This window comes from Neisseria sp. 23W00296 (assembly GCF_044772855.1).
Classification (GTDB): Bacteria; Pseudomonadota; Gammaproteobacteria; order Burkholderiales; family Neisseriaceae; genus Neisseria.
Genome location: NZ_CP173024.1, coordinates 1595795 through 1617382 on the forward strand (window position 1 = coordinate 1595795; position 21588 = coordinate 1617382).

Genomic DNA, 21588 nt, shown 5'->3' on the forward strand with positions numbered 1-21588 from the left:
GCACACCGACAACACAAAATAAAAGGGATTAAAAATGTTAGAAGCATTCGTTTTAGGATTTTGGATGATCTGGTCGGCCGACCGCGACATTTACGCGCTGTCGGAAAGCCTCGGCTTTATGATTATCGCCGTCATCATCCGCGGCTTCATGTCCATGACCCTGCCGGCGATGGACGGCATATGGGTGGCGGAAATCGGCGTGCAGTGGATATACGTCGCACTGGTGCTCACCGCCGTCAACCGCCTGTCCAACAGCTTTGCCTCCACCCTCGCCATTTCCGTTATCGGCTCGCTCGGCTTTTACTGGCTCTCCCAGCCCGAACACATGAAAAGCATCCTGTCCCCCTTCGTTTCCTAACCCTCAGGCCGCCCCCCGACGGACGGCCTGTTTTTTTCGCAAGGAAGCACAGCATGGCACTGAGCAAACGCATCATCCCCTGCCTCGACGTCAAAGACGGCCGCGTCGTCAAAGGCGTCAACTTCGTCGGCCTGCGCGACGCGGGCAACCCCGTCGACATCGCCAAACGCTACAACGACGAAGGCGCCGACGAAATCGCCTTCCTCGACATCACCGCCTCCTCCGACAACCGCGACACCCTCCTCCACGTCATCGAAGCCGTGGCCGAACAAGTCTTCATCCCCCTCACCGTCGGCGGCGGCGTGCGCAGCGTCGCCGACATCCGCCGCCTGCTCAACGCCGGCGCCGACAAAGTCAGCATCAACACCGCCGCCGTCACCAACCCCGGCCTGATTGACGAAGCCGCAGGCTTTTTCGGCTCGCAGGCCATCGTCGTCGCCCTCGATGCCAAAGCCGTCAACCCCGACAACAGCCGCTGGGAAATCTTCACCCACGGCGGCCGCACCCCCACCGGCCTCGACGCCATCGAATGGGCGCGCGAAATGCAGCGGCGCGGCGCGGGCGAAATCCTGCTCACCAGCATGGACAGAGACGGCACCAAGCAAGGCTTCAACCTGCCGCTCACCCGCTCCGTCAGCGAAGCCGTCGGCATCCCCGTCATCGCCTCAGGCGGCGTCGGCAGCATCGCCCACCTCGTCGAAGGCATCACCGAAGGCAAAGCCGACGCCGTCCTGGCCGCCAGCATCTTCCACTTCGGCGAAGCCACCGTCCGCGAAGCGAAAGAAGCCATGCGCGCGGCAGGTATCGAAGTTCGCCTGTAAAATCCCGCATGCCGAGCGCTGTCAGACGGCCCCATCCATCAAGGCCGTCTGAAAGCGCTTTTTCCTTGTTCAGACGGCCTCCCGTTTGGAGCGGCACGCACCCTGTGGCAGAATGGCCATCCGCAAAACACACCCCAAGGAAAAAACATGATCCGCAAAACCGCCGCCTGCCTGGCCGCCGCCCTCCTTCTGGCCGCCTGCGATTCCGATGCCGACAAAATCGGCGACGCCAGCACCGTCTTCCGCATCCTCGGCAAAAACGACCGCATCGAAATCGAAGCCTTCGACGACGAAGACGTCAAAGGCGTCACCTGCTACCTATCCTACGCCAAAAAAGGCGGCCTCAAAGAAGCCGTCAACCTCGAAGAAGACGCCAGCGACGCCTCCGTCTCCTGCGTGCAGACCGCCCCCGCCGTCGAATTTTCCGAACAGGCCGTGCTCAAACCCAGACAAATCTTCCGCCGCAGCGCCAGCTTCGCCTTCAAAAGCACGCAAATCATGCGCTACTACGACCCCAAACGCAAAGCCTTCGCCTACATGGTATACAGCGACAAAATCATCCAAGGCTCGCCGAAAAACTCCCTCAGCGCCCTCTCCTGCCACGGCGCAGCCGCCGCCCCGCAGCCCGCCCCCGCAGGCCGCGAAACCGTCGGCGCCTGCATCATCCAACCCGCCCCGCAGCGCTGACCCTCCCGCTGCAAAAGGCCGTCTGAAAACAAAGCTCCAACCAAGTTAAAGCACCGTTTCAGACGGCCTCAAAGCAAAGAAAACCTGCAAATCCGATTCACTTCAAACTGCGGCACACAGCGTTTCAGACGGCCTTAACAACCGTAAACCATACAGCTCTGCCGCACAACTGACTTTTCAGACGGCCTTCAAACAGCCGTCCAGGCCGGGCATCTATGTCCGACCTACCGAACCCCGTTTCAGGCTGCCCAAAAAAGAAAAAAACATGCCCCGTTTCACCCAATCCGCCCTCACCGCCCCAGACACCCTCACCGTCAAAATCAGCCTGCGCCACCTGCGCAGCGCAGCCGCCTTTGCCGAGCGCATCGCCCAAGTCCTGTCCTTCCCCCGGCCCTGTCCCAATGCCGACGCGCTGGACGACCTGATGCGCGATTTGGCATGGCAGTCTGAAAGCCGTATCCGCATCCGCTTTGAACACCTGCGCGAACTACACAACCAAACCCCCGCCCTCGCCCGCCAAATCGCCGACCATTTCGCCATATGGCGCGAATACCGGCAGCAGCCGCGCTGCGGCAAAACCGTCTCCATCCATTTTTAACTTTAAAGCAGCCTGAAAATGCCCATCCGCAAATTCACCCGCAACAGCGCAGACAGCGCAGACAGCGAACACTACGACTACTGCGCCCGCCACCGCTACCCCGTTATCATCCTCGCCAATCTCGATGCCGAACACTGCACCCTGTTCTACGACATCACCGAGCGCGATTGCGACATCGCCACCGTCTCCGCCGCCGTGCGCCGAATCGCCGAAGCCTACGCCGAACTCTACGACCTGCCCGCCCATATCCGCGAGCGCTTCGCCGACCAGACCTATTATTTCAATGTCCCCGTGCGCCGCGAACACGCCGAATACGCCGCCGACGCGCTGTTTGACTATTTGCTGCGGCAGATTCGGGCAGCCTGAAAGCTGTCTGAAAACACTTTCAGGCTGCTTTTCAGACGGCATCCAAAGCAGCCTGCGGGCTACGCTTGCTTATGCAAAAATTACCTGCTCATACACATCCAGCGAAAAAAAAGAGGGGGCTGTACTAGATAAGCAGTCATGTCAGACTGCAAAAATGAAGATAACCCGTTGTAAACTAAAAAAGAGTATTCAAAAGAAACTGCTTCAGTTTTTTGTACTCGAAGTTACTGCCCGTTCGGCTGCTGATTTATTGGGCATCCACCCCAATTTAGCAGTGCTGTTTTACCGTAAGATTCGCGAAGTCATCAGCCATCATCTTTCATTGGAAGCCGATACGGTTTTTGGCGGCTCAATTGAGTTGGACGAGAGTTATTTTGGCGGACACCGCAAAGGCAAACGCGGACGCGGTGCGGCAGGAAAGGTGGCAGTCTTTGGCATTCTCAAACGCGGCGGCAAGGTTTATACCGTGGTTGTTGAAAACGCTAAAAGAGAGACGTTATTTCCTGTTATAACAAAGAAAATTATGCCTGACAGTATTGTCTATACGGATTGTTTGAGCAGCTATGATGTGTTGGATGTAAGCGGATTTACCCACCACCGCATTAATCACAGCAAGCTGTTTGCCGACAGACAAAACCATATCAACGGCATTGAAAATTTCTGGAATCAGGCAAAGCGCGTACTGCGCAAATACAATGGAATCGACCGTAAATTTTTCCCGCTTTTCTTGAAAGAATGCGAGTTCCGTTTTAACTTTGGCACACCCTCCGAGCAGCTTAAAGTGCTGCGCCGGTGGTGTGAAATTTAGGGCTTATCTAGTACAGCCCCAAAAAGAGAGCCGCAAGAATTTCTTAATCAATTGAGGGACGATAAATGATAAGGGGCTTAGGAAGCAAAATCGCCAAAAACAGTGATAAGCTTCTGAAATGAAATTAAAAAACAAGTATCAAAAGTTCAGCAAAATTTCCGAACCGCAATTTCGTCAAATCCTGCGGCTGTTTGCTTTGGATTTGACCGCCTCCGATACTGCCAGGCTAACCGGGGCTGTACTAGATAAGCCCTAAATTTCACACCACCGGCGCAGCACTTTAAGCTGCTCGGAGGGTGTGCCAAAGTTAAAACGGAACTCGCATTCTTTCAAGAAAAGCGGGAAAAATTTACGGTCGATTCCATTGTATTTGCGCAGTACGCGCTTTGCCTGATTCCAGAAATTTTCAATGCCGTTGATATGGTTTTGTCTGTCGGCAAACAGCTTGCTGTGATTAATGCGGTGGTGGGTAAATCCGCTTACATCCAACACATCATAGCTGCTCAAACAATCCGTATAGACAATACTGTCAGGCATAATTTTCTTTGTTATAACAGGAAATAACGTCTCTCTTTTAGCGTTTTCAACAACCACGGTATAAACCTTGCCGCCGCGTTTGAGAATGCCAAAGACTGCCACCTTTCCTGCCGCACCGCGTCCGCGTTTGCCTTTGCGGTGTCCGCCAAAATAACTCTCGTCCAACTCAATTGAGCCGCCAAAAACCGTATCGGCTTCCAATGAAAGATGATGGCTGATGACTTCGCGAATCTTACGGTAAAACAGCACTGCCGAATTGGGGTGGATGCCCAATAAATCAGCAGCCGAACGGGCAGTAACTTCGAGTACAAAAAACTGAAGCAGTTTCTTTTGAATACTCTTTTTTAGTTTACAACGGGTTATCTTCATTTTTGCAGTCTGACATGACTGCTTATCTAGTACAGCCCCGGCTAACCGGTATCAGCGTCCGAAGCATCAACACGCTCTTTCCTGAAATTGCGCCGGCGTTTGGCTGTCGAAAGCGAGCGGCAAACCCCTTTTGACGGCGTTGTGGAACTTGACGAATCTTACTTTGGCGCAAAGCGCATCCGTGGTAAACGCGGGCGCGGTGCCGGTGGCAAAACCGTCGTTTTCGGCGTACTCAAACGGGGCAACAAGGTCTATACGGAAATCGTTCCTGATGCGTCCAAAGCCACACTGCAAAAGGTAATACGCGGGCACATTTCTGTTGAGAGTGTTATCAATACTGATGGCCGGCGTGGTTATCACGGCTTGGTTGATATGGGTTTTGCAAAGCATTTCAGGGTGCGTCACGGGCAGAATGAATTTGCCCGAGGAGCGCAGCATATCAACGGTATCGAGTCGTTTTGGAGTTATGCAAAACACCGTCTGATACAATTTCACGGCGTAGCACGACATACGTTTTACCTGCACTTGAAAGAAACCGAATTCCGCTTTAATCACAGGCATGATGATTTGTACAAAGTGCTGCTGAAAATGCTGCGAAAAGATCCTTTGAAATGATTTTTGCTTCCTAAGCCCCATGATAAACAAAAACGATTTAGTATTTTGAAGAAAATGGCTTTGAAGTTTGTTTGGAAAAAAAGAAATCAAAATTAACCATACATGATATAGAAAGAGACGTTTTTTCTTTTTTAGAAGACTATCCAAATATGGGTTTTTATTTCGCAAAATTTCCAGAACAAACATTTGATATTTCAATAAATAACTTGGATTATTCTTTATTTGGAAAATGTTGGGCCGGGTATTTCCTGACAGATGAAAAAGGGTGTGTCGTATTGTTTAAAAATAAAGAAAAACATTTTTCCGATAGTGATTTTATATATACAAACAACTCATTACCTTACTTTCTAAAATCTTATTCGCTTTTTATGTCAGGAATATTTTTATTAAAGGCAAATAGGGAAATTTTTTTAGAAATGAGCAGCGAGGTATCTTCTTCATTAGTTGAAAAAATAAGTTTATTTGACAAACCAGCGGCGGAAGAAACAAATTTTTGGGGAATAATAAGTTATTTATAGTTAACCAAAACAAAAAGTATATAATTCTCTCCCTTAACTCCACACCTTACCCGTTCCCGTTTTATGGCCTACTCTATCGATTTCCGTCAAAAAGCATTAGACCACTACGAACAGCACGGCAACATCAGCCAAACCGCACGCACCTTCCGCATTACCAACCGAACCCTTTACCAATGGATTGCCCTCAAAAAGGAAACAGGTTCGCTGCAACACCGCACCAAAGGCGGCAATTCGGAACGTATCGACAAAGAAGAACTGCGCCGCTATGTGGCAGAACATCCCGATGCCTATCAATACGAAATAGCACAGCACTTGGGCTGCACCGCATCCAATGTCGGCTACCTGCTCAAAACACTCAAGATCACGCGTAAAAAAAGACAACCGTCTACAAAGAACAAGACCTCCAAAAAGTAACCGCCTACCGAAAACAGCTGGAACAATATTCAGAAATGCCAAAGGTTTACTTGGACGAAACGGGTTTTGATACTTTCTATTACCGCCCGTATGCCTATGCCTTGAGGGGACAGATTGTCAAAGCGCGGATTTCCGGCAAACGCTATGAAAGAATGTCATTGGTTGCCGCCCGTGCGGATGGGAAACTGATTGCGCTGATGGTTTACAAAGGCACGATGGACAGCAGCTTGTTTGAAGCGTGGTTTGGGCAGTTTCTGTTGAAGGAACTTAAAGAGCCTTCGGCCATTATTATGGATAACGCCCGTTTTCACAGGATGGCGGTACTGCGTGAAATGGCGCAGAGGGCAGGACATATCATTCTGCCGCTGCCGCCATATTCGCCTGAGTTGAACCCGATAGAAAAGGTGTGGGCGAATATCAAACGGCATCTGAGAAAAGTGATGTCCGGCTGTTTGTCTTTTGAGCAGGCTTTGTTGGATATTTTTTGTTTTGTTTGACTATATAGTGAGCCAAAATAAAAAATCTACGGCGTTGCTGCGCCTTGCCGTACTACCTGTACTGTCTGCGGCTTGCTGCCTTGTATCTTTTTTATTTTGACTCACTATATCTTTTCTATTTTGACTCACTATAAAAGGCCGTCTGAAAACGGGGAAACCCTTTCAGACGGCCTTTTGCATTGCGTGAGGACAAGGCGCGCCCGCCATCCGCGGCAACAGCGCCCTACCAGTTGTGTACGATTTTCCAAGCCATGCGCAGGGTAATCAGCAGCAACAGGATGCCGAAGCCTTTTTTCAGCTGCGCGGCGGGCAGTTTGTGCGAGATTTTCACGCCGAGGGGGGCGGACACCAGCGTGGCGGCGGCCAGCACGGCAACGGCGGGCAGGTAGATGAAACCGGCCGAGGCGGGTGGCAGGCCGGGGCTGTCTGCTCCGGCGTACCAGTAGCCCGCCGCGCCCGCCACGGCAATCGGCCAGCCCAATGCGGCGGAAGTGCCGACGGCGCGGTGGACGGGGACGTTGCAGAAGGTGAGGTAGGGCACGGTGAGCGAGCCGCCGCCGATGCCGATCCAGCTCGACAGGATGCCGAAGAGTCCGCCCATGCCAAAGAGGCCGCCGCGCCCGGGTAGGTGGCGGCTTGGCGAGGGTTTGATGCCCATCAGGGCGCGCACGGCGATGATGCCGATAAAGACGGTGAAGAAAATCTGCAAACCTTTGCTCGGCAGGTAGCGGGCAATCAGCGCGCCTGCGGCAACGCCGGCCAGGACACCGGGAATCATGCTTTGCAGAATCCGCCAGTCAACCGCGCCTTTTTTGTGCTGCGACAGGGCGCTGGAGAAGGAGGTGAACACCATCACGGCAAAGGATGTGCCGATGGCGGTGTGCTGGGCGTAGGCCGACTGCTCCAAGCCCTGCATCTGCAAAATCCACAATACCAGCGGCACGAGTATGGTGCCGCCGCCGACGCCGAACATACCGGCGATGATGCCGGCCAGCGAGCCGACGGCCAGCAGGATGATGATGGTTTCGGGTGTCCACATGGTTGCTTCTTTCTGTTGGCAAAAAGGCCGTCTGAAAGCGGGGTTTCAACGGATCTCGAACCCGACGGGGCTTTCAGACGGCATGAGTATTCAGGAGCGGCTTGTCTGCCGCACATACATTTCCTGCAGTTTGATGTATTTGTTGAGGGTGTAATTGGCGTAGTTTTTCGCCAGCGCGTAGCCCAATGCGCCGTCGAGAAAGCCGAGTTTGAGGAAATACATTTTGACGAAGGCCGTCTGCGGGCGCAGCCAGAGGTCGGCGAAGGGGCGCGGGCGGCGGCCTTCGCGCAGATAGCGCTCGGCAGAAAGGGCGGAATAGCGGTTCATTTTCGCCAGATACTGATCCCAGCCTTCGTAGGTGTAGTGCAGCATGGGGGCAGCGAGGTCTTTTTCGGGATAGGGGTGGACGGTTTTTTCGTGCACCAGTCCTTCGACGCGCACGCCTTCACGCGGCAGCAGGCGGGTGACGCGGTCGGGGCTGAGCGGGCCGTGCAGGACGGGGCGGCCGCCGAAGTGGTTGGTACGGATGACGCGGTAGGCGGTTTGTTCTCCGGCATCGGTGGCACGGCAGATTTCGGCGGCCAACTCGGGCGTGCAGCGTTCGTCGGCGTCGATGATGAAAATCCACGGGCAGGATGCCTGCTGTACGGCAAAGGTTTTTTGTGCGCCCCAGTCGCCGTTCAGGGCGCGGCGGATGACTTTCGCGCCGCACTCTTCGGCGATTTGCGCGGTGGCATCGTCGCTGAAATCGTCGATAACGATGGTTTCGGCGGCGAAGGGGCAGCTTTCGATACAGGCGCGGATGTTTTTTTCTTCGTTTTTCGCCAGGATTAAAACGCTGATGTCGGCCATGTCGTGTCCTTGTGTGCAAAAGGCCGTCTGAAACGCGGAGGGGTTTCGGACGGCCTGCCGTTTATTGGCTGATGCGGTTGCGTTCGCGCTCTTCGCGGCCTTCTCTGACCGCGCCGACGAAGAAGTAGATGCCTGCGGCGATGAACGCGCCGACGGTGACGGCGGTGAAGGTGAAGAGGAAGTTTTGCATGGTGTTTCCTTGTTGCGGCAGGCCGTCTGAAAGGCATTTTTATGTTTTCAGACGGCATGTGCGGGTTTGGCCGGGATTATTCCTCGGGCTCGTCGCCGTCGGTTTCGTCGCGCGTGCCTTCGGTGATTTGGATGTTCACACCGGCTTTTTCGCGGATTTTCGCTTCGATTTCACCCGCAACTTCGGGATTTTCTTTCAGCCAGATGCGGACGTTGTCTTTGCCCTGGCCGATTTTCGCTCCGTTGTAGCTGTACCAGGCGCCGGATTTTTCGATGACGCCGAGTTTGCCGCCGATGTCGATCAGCTCGCCTTCCCAGCTGATGCCTTCGCCGTAGAGGATGTCGAACTCGGCGGTGCGGAAGGGGGGCGCGACTTTGTTTTTGATGACTTTGACTTTGGTTTCTTTGCCGATGGGGCTTTCGTCGCCTTTTTTAATCTGGGTGCTGCCGCGGATGTCGATGCGCACGGAGGAATAGAATTTGAGCGCGTTGCCGCCGGTGGTGGTTTCGGGGTTGCCGAACATGACGCCGATTTTCATGCGGATTTGGTTGATGAAAACGACGAGGGTATTGGTTTTTTTGATGTGGCCGGTGAGTTTGCGCAGCGCCTGGCTCATCAGGCGTGCTTGCAGGCCGACGTGGCTGTCGCCCATTTCGCCTTCGATTTCGGCTTTGGGCACGAGGGCGGCAACCGAGTCGATGACAACCATGTCCACGCCGCCGGAGCGCACCAGCATATCGCAGATTTCCAGCGCCTGTTCGCCGGTGTCGGGCTGGGAGACCAGCAGGTCTTCGACTTTGACGCCGAGGGCGCGGGCATAAACGGGATCGAAAGCGTTTTCGGCGTCGATAAAGGCGCATACGCCGCCCGCTTTTTGGCATTGGGCGATGGTTTCCAGGCACAGGGTGGTTTTGCCGGAAGATTCCGGGCCGAAAATTTCGACGATGCGGCCGCGCGGCAGGCCGCCGACGCCCAGTGCCAGATCGAGGCCGAGCGAGCCGGTGGAAATAACCTGCAGATCTTCGTCGGGGCTGCTGCCGTCCATTTTCATGATGGAGCCTTTGCCGAACTGTTTTTCAATCTGCGCCAGGGCGGCGGCGAGGGCTTTGCTTTTGTCTTCTGCCATGATGTTCTCGTGTTTGGGAAACAGTGAAAATAAACGCGCGGATTATCGCATAAGGGGAGGCCGTCTGAAAGCGTTTCGCCCTTTCAGACGGCCTCCTGCGGCGACAAGCCGTTTATACGATTTCGGCTTTTTCGATGATAACGGGCTCTACGGGCACGTCGTCATGGTAGCCGTGGCTTTTGGTGGCGACTTTCTCGATGGCGTCCACCACGTCGAAGCCGTCGGTCACTTTGCCGAAAACGGCGTATCCCCAGCCGTGCAGGCTGGGCGAGGTGTGGTTGAGGAAGCCGTTGTCTTTGGTGTTGATGAAAAACTGCGCCGAGGCCGAGTGCGGCGCCTGGGTGCGCGCCATGGCGATGGTGTATTTGTCGTTGGAAAGGCCGTTTTGCGCTTCGTTTTCGATGGGGTCGCGGGTGGCTTTTTCGCCCATGTCGGGGTTCATGCCGCCGCCTTGGATCATGAAGCCGGGAATGACGCGGTGGAAGATTACGCCGTCGTAAAAGCCGTCTTTCACATACTGTTCGAAGTTGGCGGCGGTAAGCGGTGCTTTTTCGTGATCGAGTTCGAGGGTGATGACGCCTTTGTTGGTGGTCAGTTTGATCATGGGGTTTCCTTTATGTATACGGATGGAGGGAGGGAGGAGGCCGTCTGAAAAGGCTTTCGGGCTTTCAGACGGCCTGTACGGATTAGGGGCTGTTGACAATTGGTTTGCGAAGCGGGTTTTGCGTCAGAAAACAGCAGATGCAAGGCACAAACCGCAGCAAGGTTGGACACCTTGCGAGGATTTGCAACGCGGCAGATGCCGTTTTATGGCGGAAAAGCCGCCAAAACGCTGATTGTCAACACACCCTAATGTTGCCTGTCGAGCCAGCGTTCTGCGTCGAGGGCGGCCTGGCAGCCGGAGGCCGCGCTGGTGATGGCTTGGCGGTAGGTGTGGTCTTTCACGTCGCCCGCTGCCCATACGCCTTCGATGTTGGTTGCGCCGACATCGCCGCCGCTGCCGCCGCGCGTTTTGAGATAGCCGGTTTCGTCCATGTCGAGTTGGCCTTTGAAGATGTCGGTGTTGGGCTTGTGGCCGATGGCGATGAACACGCCTTTGACGGCGATGTCTTCGCTCGCACCGTTGTGAAACTTGATGCGCGCGCCGGTTACGCCGCTGTCGTCGCCGAGGATTTCTTCCAGCACGGCATCGGTTTTCAGAATGATTTTGCCTTCTGCCACGCGCTGCATGAGTTTGTCGATCATGATTTTTTCGGCGCGGAAGCTGCTGCGGCGGTGGATAAGGGTAACGGTGTCGGCGATGTTGGCAAGGTAAAGGGCTTCTTCTACGGCGGTGTTGCCGCCGCCGACCACGGCGACGTGCTGCTGTTTGTAAAAGAATCCGTCGCAGGTGGCGCAGGCGGATACGCCGCGTCCGGCAAAGGTTTCTTCACTGGGCAGGCCGAGGTATTTGGCGGAGGCGCCGGTGGCGACGATAAGGGCGTCGCAGGTGTATTCGCCCGCGTCGCCCGTGAGTTTGAAGGGGCGGCTTTGCAAATCGACGGTGTGGATTTGGTCGAAAACCATTTCCGTACCGAAACGCTCGGCGTGGGTTTGGAAACGCGCCATCAGCTCGGGGCCCTGCACGCCTTCGGCATCGGCCGGCCAGTTGTCCACTTCGGTGGTGGTCATGAGCTGGCCGCCCTGTTCGATGCCGGTGATGATGACGGGCTTGAGGTTGGCGCGGGCGGCGTAAACGGCGGCGGTGTAGCCTGCGGGGCCGGAGCCGAGGATGATGAGTTTGTGGTGTTGGGACATGGGTTTCCTTTCGTTGCACCTGCATGACGGAGGCCGTCTGAAAAGGCGGTTTCTCTTTCAGACGGCCTCAATGTGTAAAAAACGCTTTGAGGCCGTCTGAACGTTTATCTGCGGCGGCGGCCGCCGAAGAATCCGCCGCTGCGGCGCTGCGGGCGGTAGTTGGGCTGGGCGCGGTCGGTGGGGCGGTAGGCGCCGGCCTGTTGTCCTGCGGGGCGGCTCGGACGCAGGGAGGACGGCACGTTGGGGCGTTTGCCTTTGTATTGCTGCTCGTAGCGGCTGCGTACCTGCTGCGTGGCGGGGGTGACGGGGGCGCGGCTGAACCGGTTGGCCAGCGCGTTGCCGATAAACGCGCCTGCGGCCGCGCCGACCAGGCTTTGCAGCAGCCAGTTGCCGCTGGAATGGTCGTAAACATACTGCTGGCCGTCGCTGCCGGTAACGGTTTCGCCGTTTTTGCCTTTTTCCTGCGCTTCGGCCGACAGGGTTTCGTTTACCGCGTCGGGGTTGAGCCGGTAGACGGTTTGGTCGGCGGCGGAAGCGGCCTGCGCCTGCAATTGGGCGATTTGCTGCTGCTGGTCTTTGAGCTGCTGTTCGAGTTCGGCCTGCCTGTCGTTGCCGCAGGCGGCGAGGGAGAGGGCGGCAAGGGCGGGAAGGATGTAGCGGGTTTTCATACGGGTTCCTTGTCGTGTGTTGTGGGAATGTGCGCCTCCATATAGGGCGCGGCGGCGGGGAAATCAAGGCCGTCTGAAAACGGGCGCGGCAGATGCGGCGCTTTCAGACGGCCTCAGGCGCTATTGTCCCGACGATTCGAGTTTCTGGTGTCCCTGTTTCAGCTTGATTTTGCTTTTCAGATAGTCCAGCAGGCTCGAATACATGCGGATGGCGCTCTGCTGCGCGATTTGTTTGCGGACGAGGTTTTTCTCCTCCGCGCTTGCCTGCGGCACGGTCACCGACTGCACTTCCATCAGCACGGGCACGGGCAGTCCTTCGAGCAGAACGTAGGCCGGTTTGCCCTCTGCCGGGCGGGCTTTGGCCAGTGCGGCGAGTGCCTGCGGCGGCAGACGCATGCGGGCGTCGGCGGCGCTCAGGGTTTCGACGGGCGACCAGGCCAGCTCGGGTTTGCCGCTTTTTTGCAGCTCGGCCAGCAGTTTTTTGCCCTGCTCCTGCGCGGCTTTGGCCGATTCGCTGTTGAGGTAGGCGGCGCGCACTTCTTCTTTTGCCTGCTCAAACGAGGGCGTGCTCTCTTCGCGGGTTTCGCTTGCGCGTACCACCCAGTAGCCTTCGCCCACGGCAATCGGGTCGGAATTGTGTTTTTTCTTGAACACTTCGTCACCGAACAGGGCTTCCACCAAATCGGCGGGCAGCTGCGCCTGCTGCGCTTTGTCTTTGGTCAGCCAGTCGCCGCCTTCTTTTACCTGCAGGCCGGTTTTCTCGGCGGCGGCTTTCAGGCTGTCGGGTGAATCAAAAGCGGCCTGTTGCAGGATTTCGCGTGTTTTCGTCAGCGTCTGCCGCGCTTTCTGCCGTTTCAGATCGGCTTCGATCTGCGCTTTGGCTTCGTCGAAGCTTTCCGAGCCGCGGACGTTGTCGATGTGCACGATGTGGAAGCCTTCGTCGGTTTCCACCAGCTCTGTCGCGCCTTTGCCGAGTTTGGCAACGGCGGCTTTGAAGGCTTCGGGCAGCGGCGTGTCTTTGCCGATTGCGCCGAGGCTGCCGCCTGTCTGCGCCGTGCCTTCGTCCTGCGAATATTTGCGCGCCAGATCCGCGAAGGTGTCGGGCGCGGCTTTGGCTTCGGCCAGCACTTTTTCCGCTTCGGCCTTCACGGCGGCTTTGTCCGCTGCGGCGGCTTTAAACATGATGTGCGACACTTCGCGCTGCGCTCCGGCAGCTTTCTGCCGCTCGTCGAAGGCTTTTTTCACTTCGTCTTCGCCCACAGTCTGTTTGTCGGCCAGCGCGTCGGCGGAAAGTTCGATGTATTGGAATTTCACAGCCTGCGGGCGGACGTATTTGCTTTTGTCTTTGTCGTAATAGGCTTTGAGCGCGGCATCGTCGGCCTTCACCTGCGCGGCAAAGTTTTTCGGGTCGAGCATCACGGTACGCACGGTGCGGTCGGCCAGCACGGTTTCGGCGTAGCGCGCGTATTGCGCGTCGGTGACGATGTTGCCGTTGGCGGCGAGGTTGACGAGGTTTTGCAGCTGGAACTGGCGGCGCAGAGTATTGAGGAACTGCTCTTCGTTCATGCCGCTCTGTTGCAGGAAGTTGCGGAATTTTGTTTCGTTGAAGCGGCCGTTTTCGTCGTGGAAACCCGGATCGTCGACGATCACCTGTTTTAACTGCGCGTCGGACACGGCGATGCCCATCATTTTCGCGCCTTCGGTGAGGAAGGCGCGTTCGGTCAGCACGGTCAGGGCATCTTGCGGACTGCCCAGTTTTTCGTCGCGCTGCGCCTGCTGCACACTGTGCGTGCTGATTTTTTCGCCGCCGACTTTGACGATATAGTCCGATCCTGCGGCGATGATGCCGCCCGCGCCGAAGCCGACGAAGGTGAGCGCAATCAGACCCAGCAGGATTTTGGCCGGGCCGCGGTATTTTTCTACGGTGGAAAACATGGTGTGAATGCCGGTTGTGTAGGTAAAAAAAGGGCGCCATTGTAACCGATTTCGCCTGTACCAGAAACACGGAAAAAGGCCGTCTGAAAAGCCTGTTTCGGGCTTTCAGACGGCCTTTTGCCCGGGCGGGCGGCGGCGGCTTTTGGACTGCATCAATCAGAGAAAATTTCAAAAAGTCCGCCCGGACAGGTTCGCCCTACCCTGCTCCGTTCCGGTTTTCAGACGGCCTCAATCGGGCAAAGGCCGTCTGAAAGCAGCCTAGGGTCTGTTGGCATTCAACTTGCGGGACGGTTTTTTGAGTAAAAAATGCCCGAATGCAAGGAAAAAAGCACAGCAAGTTTGGACACCTTGCGGGCATTTTTGACGCGGCAGGCGGGTATTTTTACCAAAAACACCGCCGCAAGGCTGATTGTCAACAGACCCTAGTACCCGCCCAAAAGCTGTTCGCGGGTAAGCAGGAAGACGAAGCCGTCGCCGCCACTCGTTTCCAGCCAGGTGAAGGGCAGCTCGGGATAGGCGGCTTCGAGTTCGGCGCGGTTGTGGCCGATTTCCACCAGCAGCACGCCGTGCGGGTTGAGGAATTTGGCGGCGTGCAGCAGGATTTGCCGCGTGGCGTCGAGGCCGTCTTCGCCGCTGCCGAGCGAAAGTTCCGGCTCGTGCAGGTATTCGGGCGGCAGTTCGGCGACGGATTCGGCGTCGACGTAGGGCGGGTTGGAGACAATCAGGTCGTATGTGCCGTCCAAGCCCTCGAACAGGTCGGTGTGTATCAGGTTGACGCGCTCTTCGAGGCCGTAGTCTTCCACATTGACGGCGGCCACTTCCAGCGCGTCGAGGCTGATGTCGGCGGCGTCGACCACGGCGTCGGGATAATGGAAGGCCGCCTGAACGGCCAGACAGCCGCTGCCGGTACACAAATCGAGCACGTTGTGGACGAGTTCGTCGTATTCGATCCACAGCCGCAGCGGCTCGCCCAACAATTCGGCAATAAAGGAGCGCGGCACAATCACGCGCTCGTCGACGTAAAAATCAAAATCGCCCTGCCGCGCGTGGTGCGTCAGATAGGACACGGGCAGACGCTCTTTCACGCGCCGTTCCATCAGGCCGAGGAGCTCCTCTTTTTCAGACGGCGTCAGACGCGCATCGAGATAGGGTTCGAGCACGTCCAGCGGCAGATTGAGCGTGTGCAGAATCAGATAGGCGGCCTCGTCGTGGGCGTTGTCACTACCGTGGCCGAAAAAAAGCCCCGCTTCGTTAAAGCGGCTGACGGCGAAACGCAGCAGGTCGCGCACGGTGAAAAGGTGTTCGGCGGCTTGGGTGAACATGGTTGGCCTCGCGTTAAAAAAGGCGCGGATTATACCGCAAGGCCGCCGCGGCGGGTTTCAGACGGCCTCAGCCCGCCGCTGGACAAGGGGCTTTACATTTTGCATAATCCGTAAAATTTTGTTTGATTGTTTAAAGGAAAACCGATGAAACCCCTGTTTCTCGCCGCCGCGCTGGCCGCCCTCGGCCTGAGCGGATGCAGCAGCACCGGCGGCAAAACGCCGCAGGAAATGGTAGAGTATTCCATGGAGCGCAGCCTGTCGAAAGACTACAGCTACAATTTTTCCGCCGAAGCGCGCGTGTCGCTCACCGGCCAAAAAGACGGACTTGCCCCCAAAACGGCGCAAAAAATCACCGAAGACACGGCCAAAAAGCGGGAAACACTGGAAAAACTGCTTGCCGACGGCAAAGTGCCCGAAGACGAGCGCGTTTGGGTCGTCATGGCCGAAGCGGCCAACCTCCAACCGGGCGGCCTGGCCTACCGCGCCATCTCCCAAATCACCGACCCGCTGGCCGCCTCGCCCGCCGCCCATTCCTATTTCGACAAAAGCCGTCTGAAAGCCGAAGGCGCGGTGGACATGGCGGCGGGGAAAATCGAAATCGTGCCCGAAATCGCCGTCAAAGGCCGCAACGAAAGCCTGAACATCCGCATGCCCGTGCTGCTGGACACAAAAGACATGTCGGCCATTGTCGAGCTGCCCGAATCGGTTGCTGCCGCCATGTCGCTAACGGTTGGCGAAAAAACCGCCAAGCGCCTGCAAACCCTGCCGATGCGCTTCACGCTGCAAGACATCGACGACACAAACGAATGGGCGAAACTGCCCGTCAAATCGGCGGCCAAAGCCCTGTTCGCCGCCGCCTACCGCAGCTACGCCGATATGCCCGAAGGCACCTACACCGCCCTGCCGCTCGACGCCTACGGCCGCAGCATCGGCGCTGCCTACCGCATCGGCTATCGCGAAGACAAAGCCTTTGTCAACGCCTACACCGCCAACCTCTACAAACACTTCTCCGCCGAACTTACCCGTTTGGAAAAAGAAGCCCCCGAAACGGGCATTTCCGCCGAAGGCTACAAAGCCGTGCACGAACAGGCCGCGCAGCTGAACCGCATCTTTGCCGAAGGCTGGATGCTACCGGAAGATGCCGATACCGACAGCGAGTCCGTGCGCTCCGAAGTCGAACGCTACCGCCGTCTCAAAGACAAATACGGCAGGATGGCGCCGGTCGAAGACATGATCTGGCAGGTCGACATCTATCTCGATAGCAAAGGCCGCTTTGTCGGACATCGCCGCTACACGCAGATCAACGGCAAAGAAAACGCCTTCAATATCGACATGACTCGCAGAATGTACAACTTCGGCAAACCGAAATTCACCTTCCGCCCCGATCCCGCGCAAACCGTCAGCATGAAAGAATATGCCGACGCACTCGCCGAACGGCGTAAGAGCCGCCACGGCAACAGCGCCGACACCGGAGCAGGAAATGCCTATCCCGCCTCCCCGTGCGCCACTTACACGAAAAAACACAAACAATCCGCCGGCTGCACCAAACGCTGAACCGGGCTGTAAAGGCCGTCTGAAAGCGCAGATTCGACACAGCCGAAACCGCACTTTCAGATGGCCTTCCAAACGCGGCACCACTGATGCGGCGGCCGTAGCCAACCCGTCCGATGTGCAAACATCGTGCCGCTTTTGCTTCAATTTGCGCCGCTTTGTGTTATCGTTGCGAAAATTCCGGCAATATTATTTTCAAACCCTTTCTCCAACATCCTATCCAATCACTTAAAAAAGGTAGCTTCACAATGGAAAACTGGTCGCAAACACTGGGAGCAGGCACGCTCCTGGGCATTGCCGCGGGCGCGGTATTGCTGATTTTGCTGCTCATCGTCAAATTCCGCATCCACGCCCTGCTGACCCTGATTATCGTCAGCCTGCTCACCGCGCTGGCCACCGGTTTGCCGGTCAACCACATCGTCAACGACGTGCTGGTGAAAAACTTCGGCGGCACGCTCGGCGGCGTCGCCCTGCTGGTCGGCCTGGGCGCGATGCTCGGGCGGCTGGTGGAAACCTCGGGCGGCGCGCAGTCGCTGGCCGACGCGCTGGTGCGCGCCTTCGGCGAAAAACGCGCGCCCTTCGCGCTGGGCGTCGCCTCGCTGATTTTCGGTTTCCCCATTTTCTTCGACGCCGGGCTGATGGTAATGCTGCCCATCGTTTTCGCCACCGCGCGGCGCATGAAAGCCGAAGTGCTGCCCTACGCCATGGCCTCCATCGGCGCGTTCTCCGTGATGCACGTCTTCCTGCCGCCGCACCCCGGCCCGATTGCCGCCGCCGAGTTTTACGGCGCGAACATCGGACAGGTGCTGATGGTCGGCCTGCCTGTCGCCGTCATTTCCTGGTATTTCAGCGGCTACCTGCTGGGCAAATTGCTCGGCCGCACCATCCATGTGCCCGTGCCAGACTTTCTCAGCGGCGGCGCGCAGGACAACGACCAACCCAAAACCCCCGCCCCCGCGTCCACCGTTATCGGCATCCTGCTGATTCCCATGGTGCTGATTTTCCTCAACACCGGCTTGGCCACCCTCATCAGCAAAAAAGCGGTTGATGCGGACGAAACCTGGGTACAGATGCTGCAAATGATCGGTTCGACCCCCGTCGCCCTGCTGATTTCCGTGCTGGCCGCCATGATCGTGCTCGGCCGCAAACGCGGCGAACAGGCTTCGGCTCTGGAAAAAACCATAGATGGCGCACTCGGCCCCGTCTGCTCCGTTATCCTCATCACCGGCGCGGGCGGCATGTTCGGCGGCGTATTGCGCGCCTCGGGCATCGGCAAAGCGCTGGCCGACAGCATGGCCGACCTCGGCATCCCCGTTTTGCTCGGCTGCTTCCTCGTCGCCCTTGCCCTGCGTATCGCCCAAGGCTCGGCCACCGTCGCCCTCACCACCGCCGCCGCCCTGATGGCGCCCGCCGTGGCCGCCGCAGGCTTTAACGACTGGCAGCTTGCCTGCGTCGTCCTCGCCACCGCCGCAGGATCGGTCGGATGCAGCCACTTCAACGACTCGGGCTTCTGGCTGGTCGGCAAACTGCTCGACATGGACGTGCCCACCACCCTGAAAACCTGGACGGTCAACCAAACCCTGATCGCCGCCATCGGCTTCGCCCTGTCCGCAGCCGCCTTCGCCGTGTTTTAAGGAGCAGACATGACGGTACACTTTGTCATCATGGGCGTGTGCGGCAGCGGCAAAACCACCGCCGCCCAAGCTCTGCAAAAACAGCTCCGAGGCTGCCCCTACGCCGAAGGCGACGACTTCCACACCCAGGCCAACCGCGACAAAATGGGCGCAGGCATCCCGCTGACCGACGCCGACCGCGCCCCCTGGCTCGAAAGCCTGCGCGGCTGGATGGACGCACAGGCGCAGGCGGACGCGGCCTACTCCGTCGTCACCTGCTCCGCCCTCAAACAAATCTACCGCGACATCCTGCGCGGCGCCGAAGGCCGCGTCGCCTTCATCCACCTCGCCCCGCCGCACGATGTCAACCTGCGCCGCATGACCGCGCGCAAAGGCCACTACATGAAAGCGGGCATGCTCGATTCGCAACTGGAAATACTCGAAGAGCTCTCGGCAGACGAATACGGCGTCAAAATCGTCAACGGCGGCACACCCGCCGAAGCCGCAGCCGCCATCGCCGACTGGCTCGGCCGCGAAAACCTCGTCTGACGCCGCACACAAAAAAGGCCGTCTGAAAAACCGTGGCACAAACGGCTTTCAGACGGCCTTTTATCAGGAGTCCGCCCGTGAACACCCCCTTCCCCGACCGGTTCGACGAACTGGCACAGCTCGAAGCCGAAGCCAAAGGCGTTTTGTCCGATTTTCCACTCATCATCAACGGCCGCGAAACCCGTTTCACCTTTTACGATCCGGCGCGCCTGCGGCAGGACATCGAAGCCGAAAGCGGCAACCCCTATATCCGCATCGGCAACCTCGTCGTCCTGCCCCGCGTCAGCAAAGAAAACATCCTGCTGTTTGTTCAAGACCTGTCCGAAGCTGACGCAGACGGAAAGGCCGTCTGAAAAACGGCGGCGGCTGAAACTGTAAAAACAGCCCGAAACCCGCCGCCATGTGCCGCTTCGCCCCCTCCCCTGCGCTCACGCGGGGGAGGGTTGGGGAGGGGGTGGCATTTCGCAGAAATGCTTTTACTGCCGCAGTTCCCGCAAAAGTTGCCGCAGCGGCGCAAGTCCCCACCCTAGCCCTCCCCCGCGCGGGCGGGGGAGGGAATCAGGTAGCGGCGGCAAAGGGGCAAACGGCCTGAAAGCAAAACGGTGGCCGTCTGAAAAACGGTGGCCGTCTGAAAAACGGTGGCCGTCTGAAAAACGGTGGCCGTCTGAAAAACGGTGGCCGTCTGAAAAACGGTGGCCGTCTGAAAAACGGTGGCCGTCTGAAAAACGGTGGCCGTCTGAAAAACGGTGGCCGTCTGAAAAACGGTGGCCGTCTGAAAAACGGTGGCCGTCTGAAAAACGGTGGCCGTCTGAAAAACGGTGGCCGTCTGAAAAACGGTGGCCGTCTGAAAAACGGTGGCCGTCTGAAAAACGGTGGCCGTCTGAAAAACGGTGGCCGTCTGAAAAACGGTGGCCGTCTGAAAAACGGTGGCCGTCTGAAAAACGCCGCTTCTGTCGAAGCGGCGTTTTTCAGACGGCCTTGTGGCGGCGCGGGTTCAGCTTTTGCGTTCGGGGTGGGTCAGGTGGTAAATCTGCGCCACGGCATCGACGAGGCCGCTGTCGCCGCCGCCTTTGGACAGGGTGTGGGTGGGCGAGTGCAGGAGTTTGTTGGTGAGCTGGACGGAGAGGCGTTCGAGCACTTCTTCGGGCGAGGCGCCTTTGGCGAGCTGCTTCATGGCGTTTTCGAGAACGTGGCGGCGGGCGCGTTCGCCTTCGTCGCGCAGGGCGCGGATCAGGGGGACGTTTTCGCGGCTTCTCTGCCATTCGAGAAATTCGGCAACTTTCTGCCCCACCATGGCTTCGGCCTGCGCTGCCGCTTTCTGCCGCGCTTCGCGGCCGCTCTGTACGACTCCGGCCATGTCGTCGACGGTGTAGAGGTAGATGTCGTCGAGTTCGGCAATTTGGGCTTCGATGTCGCGCGGCACGGCCAGATCGAGCATGAAGACGGGCATTTGGTTGCGCAGTTTGAGGGCGTTTTCGACCATGCCTTTGCCGACGACGGGCAGGGGGCTGGCGGTGGAGGAGATAACGACGTCGTAGCGGTGGAGGATGGCGGGGATGTCGGCCAAAAGGCAGGGTTCGGCGTGGATGCCGAGTTTGCCGCACAATTCTTCGGCGCGCGCAAGGGTGCGGTTGGCAACGGTCATCAGGCGCGGGTTTTCGGCGGCGAAGTAGGTGGCGACGAGTTCTATCATTTCGCCCGCGCCGATAAAGAGGACGTTGAGTTTGCCCACGTCGGGGAATATTTGGGCGGCCATTTTCACCGAGGCGGCGGCCATGGAAACGGACTGCTCGCCCACGGCCGTGCCGCTGCGGATTTCTTTGGCGACGGAGAAGGTTTTTTGAAACAGGGCGTTGAGCCAGCTGCCGAGGGCATTTTGCTCCTGCGCGGTCTGCACGGCGTCTTTGAGCTGGCCGAGAATTTGCGGCTCGCCCAGCACCATGCTGTCGAGACCGCAGGCAACGCGGAAGGCGTGGCGGACGGTGTCGCTGCAACCGTAGGTGTAGAGATAGGGGCGGATTTCTTCGGGGCTGAGGGCGCGCTCTGCGGCCAGCCAGCCGGTGACGGCTTCGGCATCGCCGACGCAGTAGAGTTCGGTGCGGTTGCAGGTGGAGAGAATGACGGCTTCGCGCGCGGCGCCGCTGTCGGTCAGACCGGCAAGCGCTTCGGGCAGCGCATCGGCGGAAAACGCCAGTTTCTCGCGGATGCCCAGCGGCGCGGTTTGGTGGTTCAGTCCGATAACGGTCAGCTGCATGGCGGGAGGCGGAATGAAAAAACGGCGTATTATAGCAAATTCAGACGGCCTTTATTCATGAAAATGCAATATGAAGCCGCAGAAACGGCGGGATTGAAATAGTG

The 21588-nt window shown here is 57.7% G+C and carries 22 protein-coding genes and 3 pseudogenes; 14 read left to right on the forward strand and 11 right to left on the reverse strand.

The genetic code is table 11. From position 1 onward, the window contains the following. Nucleotides 1–34: 34 nt before the first annotated feature. From ACG2K1_RS08005 to ACG2K1_RS08035, 7 genes and pseudogenes are all read left to right on the forward strand, one after another. Entirely contained in the window at nt 35–358 is a 324-nt protein-coding gene (locus ACG2K1_RS08005; RefSeq protein WP_009425985.1) for a hypothetical protein, read from the forward strand. Nucleotides 359–411: 53 nt separating this feature from the next. After that, nucleotides 412–1179 carry an imidazole glycerol phosphate synthase subunit HisF gene (gene hisF / locus ACG2K1_RS08010; protein WP_395429449.1) on the forward strand — a complete coding sequence of 256 codons (768 nt, stop codon included), beginning with the start codon at nt 412–414 and terminating at the stop codon, nt 1177–1179. Nucleotides 1180–1326: 147 nt separating this feature from the next. Beyond that, the gene (locus tag ACG2K1_RS08015; RefSeq protein WP_395429450.1) at nt 1327–1866 is read left to right on the forward strand and encodes a CreA family protein; all 540 of its coding nucleotides are present in this window, start codon (nt 1327–1329) and stop codon (nt 1864–1866) included. 265 nt (nt 1867–2131) lie between these two features. Next, complete coding sequence (locus ACG2K1_RS08020) at nt 2132–2464, forward strand: barstar family protein (RefSeq protein ID WP_036495991.1); 333 nt, start codon at nt 2132–2134, stop codon at nt 2462–2464. An 18-nt stretch (nt 2465–2482) separates the two neighbouring features. Then, nucleotides 2483–2830: a hypothetical protein gene (locus ACG2K1_RS08025; protein ID WP_395429451.1), complete on the forward strand. Its 348-nt coding sequence runs from the start codon at nt 2483–2485 to the stop codon at nt 2828–2830. Between the two features lie 154 nt (nt 2831–2984). Continuing rightward, nucleotides 2985–3638 (forward strand): IS1595 family transposase, encoded by a 654-nt coding sequence (locus ACG2K1_RS08030; RefSeq protein ID WP_402835800.1) that lies wholly within the window; start codon nt 2985–2987, stop codon nt 3636–3638. 118 nt (nt 3639–3756) lie between these two features. Continuing rightward, nucleotides 3757–3873: pseudogene (locus ACG2K1_RS08035) on the forward strand (IS1595 family transposase); the annotation flags it as partial. 17 nt (nt 3874–3890) lie between these two features. On the opposite strand, the gene ACG2K1_RS08040 reads toward ACG2K1_RS08035, so the two are convergent. Then, a complete protein-coding gene (locus tag ACG2K1_RS08040) occupies nt 3891–4544 on the reverse strand; it encodes an IS1595 family transposase (RefSeq protein ID WP_402835802.1) in 654 nt (217 codons plus the stop codon). A gap of 38 nt (nt 4545–4582) precedes the next feature. Here ACG2K1_RS08040 and ACG2K1_RS08045 point away from each other — a divergent pair. From ACG2K1_RS08045 to ACG2K1_RS08055, 3 genes and pseudogenes are all read left to right on the forward strand, one after another. Beyond that, nucleotides 4583–5159, forward strand: a pseudogene (locus ACG2K1_RS08045) (IS1595 family transposase); the annotation flags it as partial. Nucleotides 5160–5230: 71 nt separating this feature from the next. Further along, nucleotides 5231–5677, forward strand: a complete 447-nt coding sequence (locus ACG2K1_RS08050) for a hypothetical protein (RefSeq protein ID WP_402835805.1) — start codon at nt 5231–5233, stop codon at nt 5675–5677. Nucleotides 5678–5740: 63 nt separating this feature from the next. Then, nucleotides 5741–6588: pseudogene (locus ACG2K1_RS08055) on the forward strand (IS630 family transposase). Between the two features lie 223 nt (nt 6589–6811). Here ACG2K1_RS08055 and ACG2K1_RS08060 read toward each other — a convergent pair. From ACG2K1_RS08060 to prmB, 9 genes are all read right to left on the reverse strand, one after another. Continuing rightward, nucleotides 6812–7627: a sulfite exporter TauE/SafE family protein gene (locus ACG2K1_RS08060; RefSeq protein WP_395429154.1), complete on the reverse strand. Its 816-nt coding sequence runs from the start codon at nt 7625–7627 to the stop codon at nt 6812–6814. 90 nt (nt 7628–7717) lie between these two features. Next, the gene (locus ACG2K1_RS08065) at nt 7718–8479 is read right to left on the reverse strand and encodes a glycosyltransferase family 2 protein (protein WP_009426844.1); all 762 of its coding nucleotides are present in this window, start codon (nt 8477–8479) and stop codon (nt 7718–7720) included. Nucleotides 8480–8540: 61 nt separating this feature from the next. Then, nucleotides 8541–8669, reverse strand: coding sequence for a hypothetical protein (locus tag ACG2K1_RS08070; RefSeq protein WP_009426843.1), 129 nt, complete (start codon nt 8667–8669; stop codon nt 8541–8543). Nucleotides 8670–8745: 76 nt separating this feature from the next. After that, entirely contained in the window at nt 8746–9795 is a 1050-nt protein-coding gene (gene recA, locus ACG2K1_RS08075; protein WP_395429155.1) for a recombinase RecA, read from the reverse strand. 112 nt (nt 9796–9907) lie between these two features. Next, nucleotides 9908–10399 carry a peptidylprolyl isomerase gene (locus tag ACG2K1_RS08080; protein ID WP_009426841.1) on the reverse strand — a complete coding sequence of 164 codons (492 nt, stop codon included), beginning with the start codon at nt 10397–10399 and terminating at the stop codon, nt 9908–9910. Nucleotides 10400–10644: 245 nt separating this feature from the next. After that, nucleotides 10645–11592, reverse strand: a complete 948-nt coding sequence (trxB, locus tag ACG2K1_RS08085; protein WP_395429156.1) for a thioredoxin-disulfide reductase — start codon at nt 11590–11592, stop codon at nt 10645–10647. 104 nt (nt 11593–11696) lie between these two features. Next, entirely contained in the window at nt 11697–12260 is a 564-nt protein-coding gene (locus tag ACG2K1_RS08090; RefSeq protein ID WP_009426839.1) for a hypothetical protein, read from the reverse strand. A 120-nt stretch (nt 12261–12380) separates the two neighbouring features. Then, nucleotides 12381–14195 (reverse strand): SurA N-terminal domain-containing protein, encoded by a 1815-nt coding sequence (locus tag ACG2K1_RS08095; protein ID WP_395429157.1) that lies wholly within the window; start codon nt 14193–14195, stop codon nt 12381–12383. Between the two features lie 422 nt (nt 14196–14617). After that, on the reverse strand, nt 14618–15517 hold the full coding sequence (gene prmB, locus ACG2K1_RS08100; protein ID WP_395429158.1) for a 50S ribosomal protein L3 N(5)-glutamine methyltransferase: 900 nt from the start codon (nt 15515–15517) through the stop codon (nt 14618–14620). Between the two features lie 144 nt (nt 15518–15661). Here prmB and ACG2K1_RS08105 point away from each other — a divergent pair, with 144 nt between their 5' ends. The 4 genes from ACG2K1_RS08105 (at nt 15662) to ACG2K1_RS08120 (ending at nt 19583) form a co-directional block, all read left to right on the forward strand. After that, nucleotides 15662–17071, forward strand: coding sequence for a hypothetical protein (locus ACG2K1_RS08105; RefSeq protein WP_395429159.1), 1410 nt, complete (start codon nt 15662–15664; stop codon nt 17069–17071). Nucleotides 17072–17316: 245 nt separating this feature from the next. After that, on the forward strand, nt 17317–18702 hold the full coding sequence (locus ACG2K1_RS08110; RefSeq protein WP_395429160.1) for a GntP family permease: 1386 nt from the start codon (nt 17317–17319) through the stop codon (nt 18700–18702). Nucleotides 18703–18711: 9 nt separating this feature from the next. After that, nucleotides 18712–19230: a gluconokinase gene (locus ACG2K1_RS08115; RefSeq protein ID WP_395429161.1), complete on the forward strand. Its 519-nt coding sequence runs from the start codon at nt 18712–18714 to the stop codon at nt 19228–19230. Between the two features lie 77 nt (nt 19231–19307). Then, complete coding sequence (locus tag ACG2K1_RS08120) at nt 19308–19583, forward strand: hypothetical protein (RefSeq protein ID WP_009426831.1); 276 nt, start codon at nt 19308–19310, stop codon at nt 19581–19583. Nucleotides 19584–20224: 641 nt separating this feature from the next. Here ACG2K1_RS08120 and hemA read toward each other — a convergent pair. Next, complete coding sequence (gene hemA, locus ACG2K1_RS08125; RefSeq protein ID WP_395429162.1) at nt 20225–21484, reverse strand: glutamyl-tRNA reductase; 1260 nt, start codon at nt 21482–21484, stop codon at nt 20225–20227. Nucleotides 21485–21588 lie beyond the last annotated feature (104 nt).

What these genes read in the sequence shown, in the direction of transcription:
- hisF (WP_395429449.1), top strand. Translation starts at nt 412, where the DNA reads ATGGCACTGAGCAAACGCATCATCCCCTGCCTCGACGTCAAAGACGGC.
- ACG2K1_RS08110 (WP_395429160.1), top strand. Translation starts at nt 17,317, where the DNA reads ATGGAAAACTGGTCGCAAACACTGGGAGCAGGCACGCTCCTGGGCATT.
- ACG2K1_RS08105 (WP_395429159.1), top strand. Translation starts at nt 15,662, where the DNA reads ATGAAACCCCTGTTTCTCGCCGCCGCGCTGGCCGCCCTCGGCCTGAGC.
- ACG2K1_RS08015 (WP_395429450.1), top strand. Translation starts at nt 1,327, where the DNA reads ATGATCCGCAAAACCGCCGCCTGCCTGGCCGCCGCCCTCCTTCTGGCC.
- hemA (WP_395429162.1), bottom strand. Translation starts at nt 21,484, where the DNA reads ATGCAGCTGACCGTTATCGGACTGAACCACCAAACCGCGCCGCTGGGC.
- ACG2K1_RS08080 (WP_009426841.1), bottom strand. Translation starts at nt 10,399, where the DNA reads ATGATCAAACTGACCACCAACAAAGGCGTCATCACCCTCGAACTCGAT.
- ACG2K1_RS08005 (WP_009425985.1), top strand. Translation starts at nt 35, where the DNA reads ATGTTAGAAGCATTCGTTTTAGGATTTTGGATGATCTGGTCGGCCGAC.
- ACG2K1_RS08030 (WP_402835800.1), top strand. Translation starts at nt 2,985, where the DNA reads ATGAAGATAACCCGTTGTAAACTAAAAAAGAGTATTCAAAAGAAACTG.
- ACG2K1_RS08070 (WP_009426843.1), bottom strand. Translation starts at nt 8,669, where the DNA reads ATGCAAAACTTCCTCTTCACCTTCACCGCCGTCACCGTCGGCGCGTTC.
- recA (WP_395429155.1), bottom strand. Translation starts at nt 9,795, where the DNA reads ATGGCAGAAGACAAAAGCAAAGCCCTCGCCGCCGCCCTGGCGCAGATT.
- ACG2K1_RS08020 (WP_036495991.1), top strand. Translation starts at nt 2,132, where the DNA reads ATGCCCCGTTTCACCCAATCCGCCCTCACCGCCCCAGACACCCTCACC.
- ACG2K1_RS08040 (WP_402835802.1), bottom strand. Translation starts at nt 4,544, where the DNA reads ATGAAGATAACCCGTTGTAAACTAAAAAAGAGTATTCAAAAGAAACTG.
- ACG2K1_RS08060 (WP_395429154.1), bottom strand. Translation starts at nt 7,627, where the DNA reads ATGTGGACACCCGAAACCATCATCATCCTGCTGGCCGTCGGCTCGCTG.
- prmB (WP_395429158.1), bottom strand. Translation starts at nt 15,517, where the DNA reads ATGTTCACCCAAGCCGCCGAACACCTTTTCACCGTGCGCGACCTGCTG.
- ACG2K1_RS08115 (WP_395429161.1), top strand. Translation starts at nt 18,712, where the DNA reads ATGACGGTACACTTTGTCATCATGGGCGTGTGCGGCAGCGGCAAAACC.
- ACG2K1_RS08065 (WP_009426844.1), bottom strand. Translation starts at nt 8,479, where the DNA reads ATGGCCGACATCAGCGTTTTAATCCTGGCGAAAAACGAAGAAAAAAAC.
- ACG2K1_RS08095 (WP_395429157.1), bottom strand. Translation starts at nt 14,195, where the DNA reads ATGTTTTCCACCGTAGAAAAATACCGCGGCCCGGCCAAAATCCTGCTG.
- trxB (WP_395429156.1), bottom strand. Translation starts at nt 11,592, where the DNA reads ATGTCCCAACACCACAAACTCATCATCCTCGGCTCCGGCCCCGCAGGC.
- ACG2K1_RS08025 (WP_395429451.1), top strand. Translation starts at nt 2,483, where the DNA reads ATGCCCATCCGCAAATTCACCCGCAACAGCGCAGACAGCGCAGACAGC.
- ACG2K1_RS08090 (WP_009426839.1), bottom strand. Translation starts at nt 12,260, where the DNA reads ATGAAAACCCGCTACATCCTTCCCGCCCTTGCCGCCCTCTCCCTCGCC.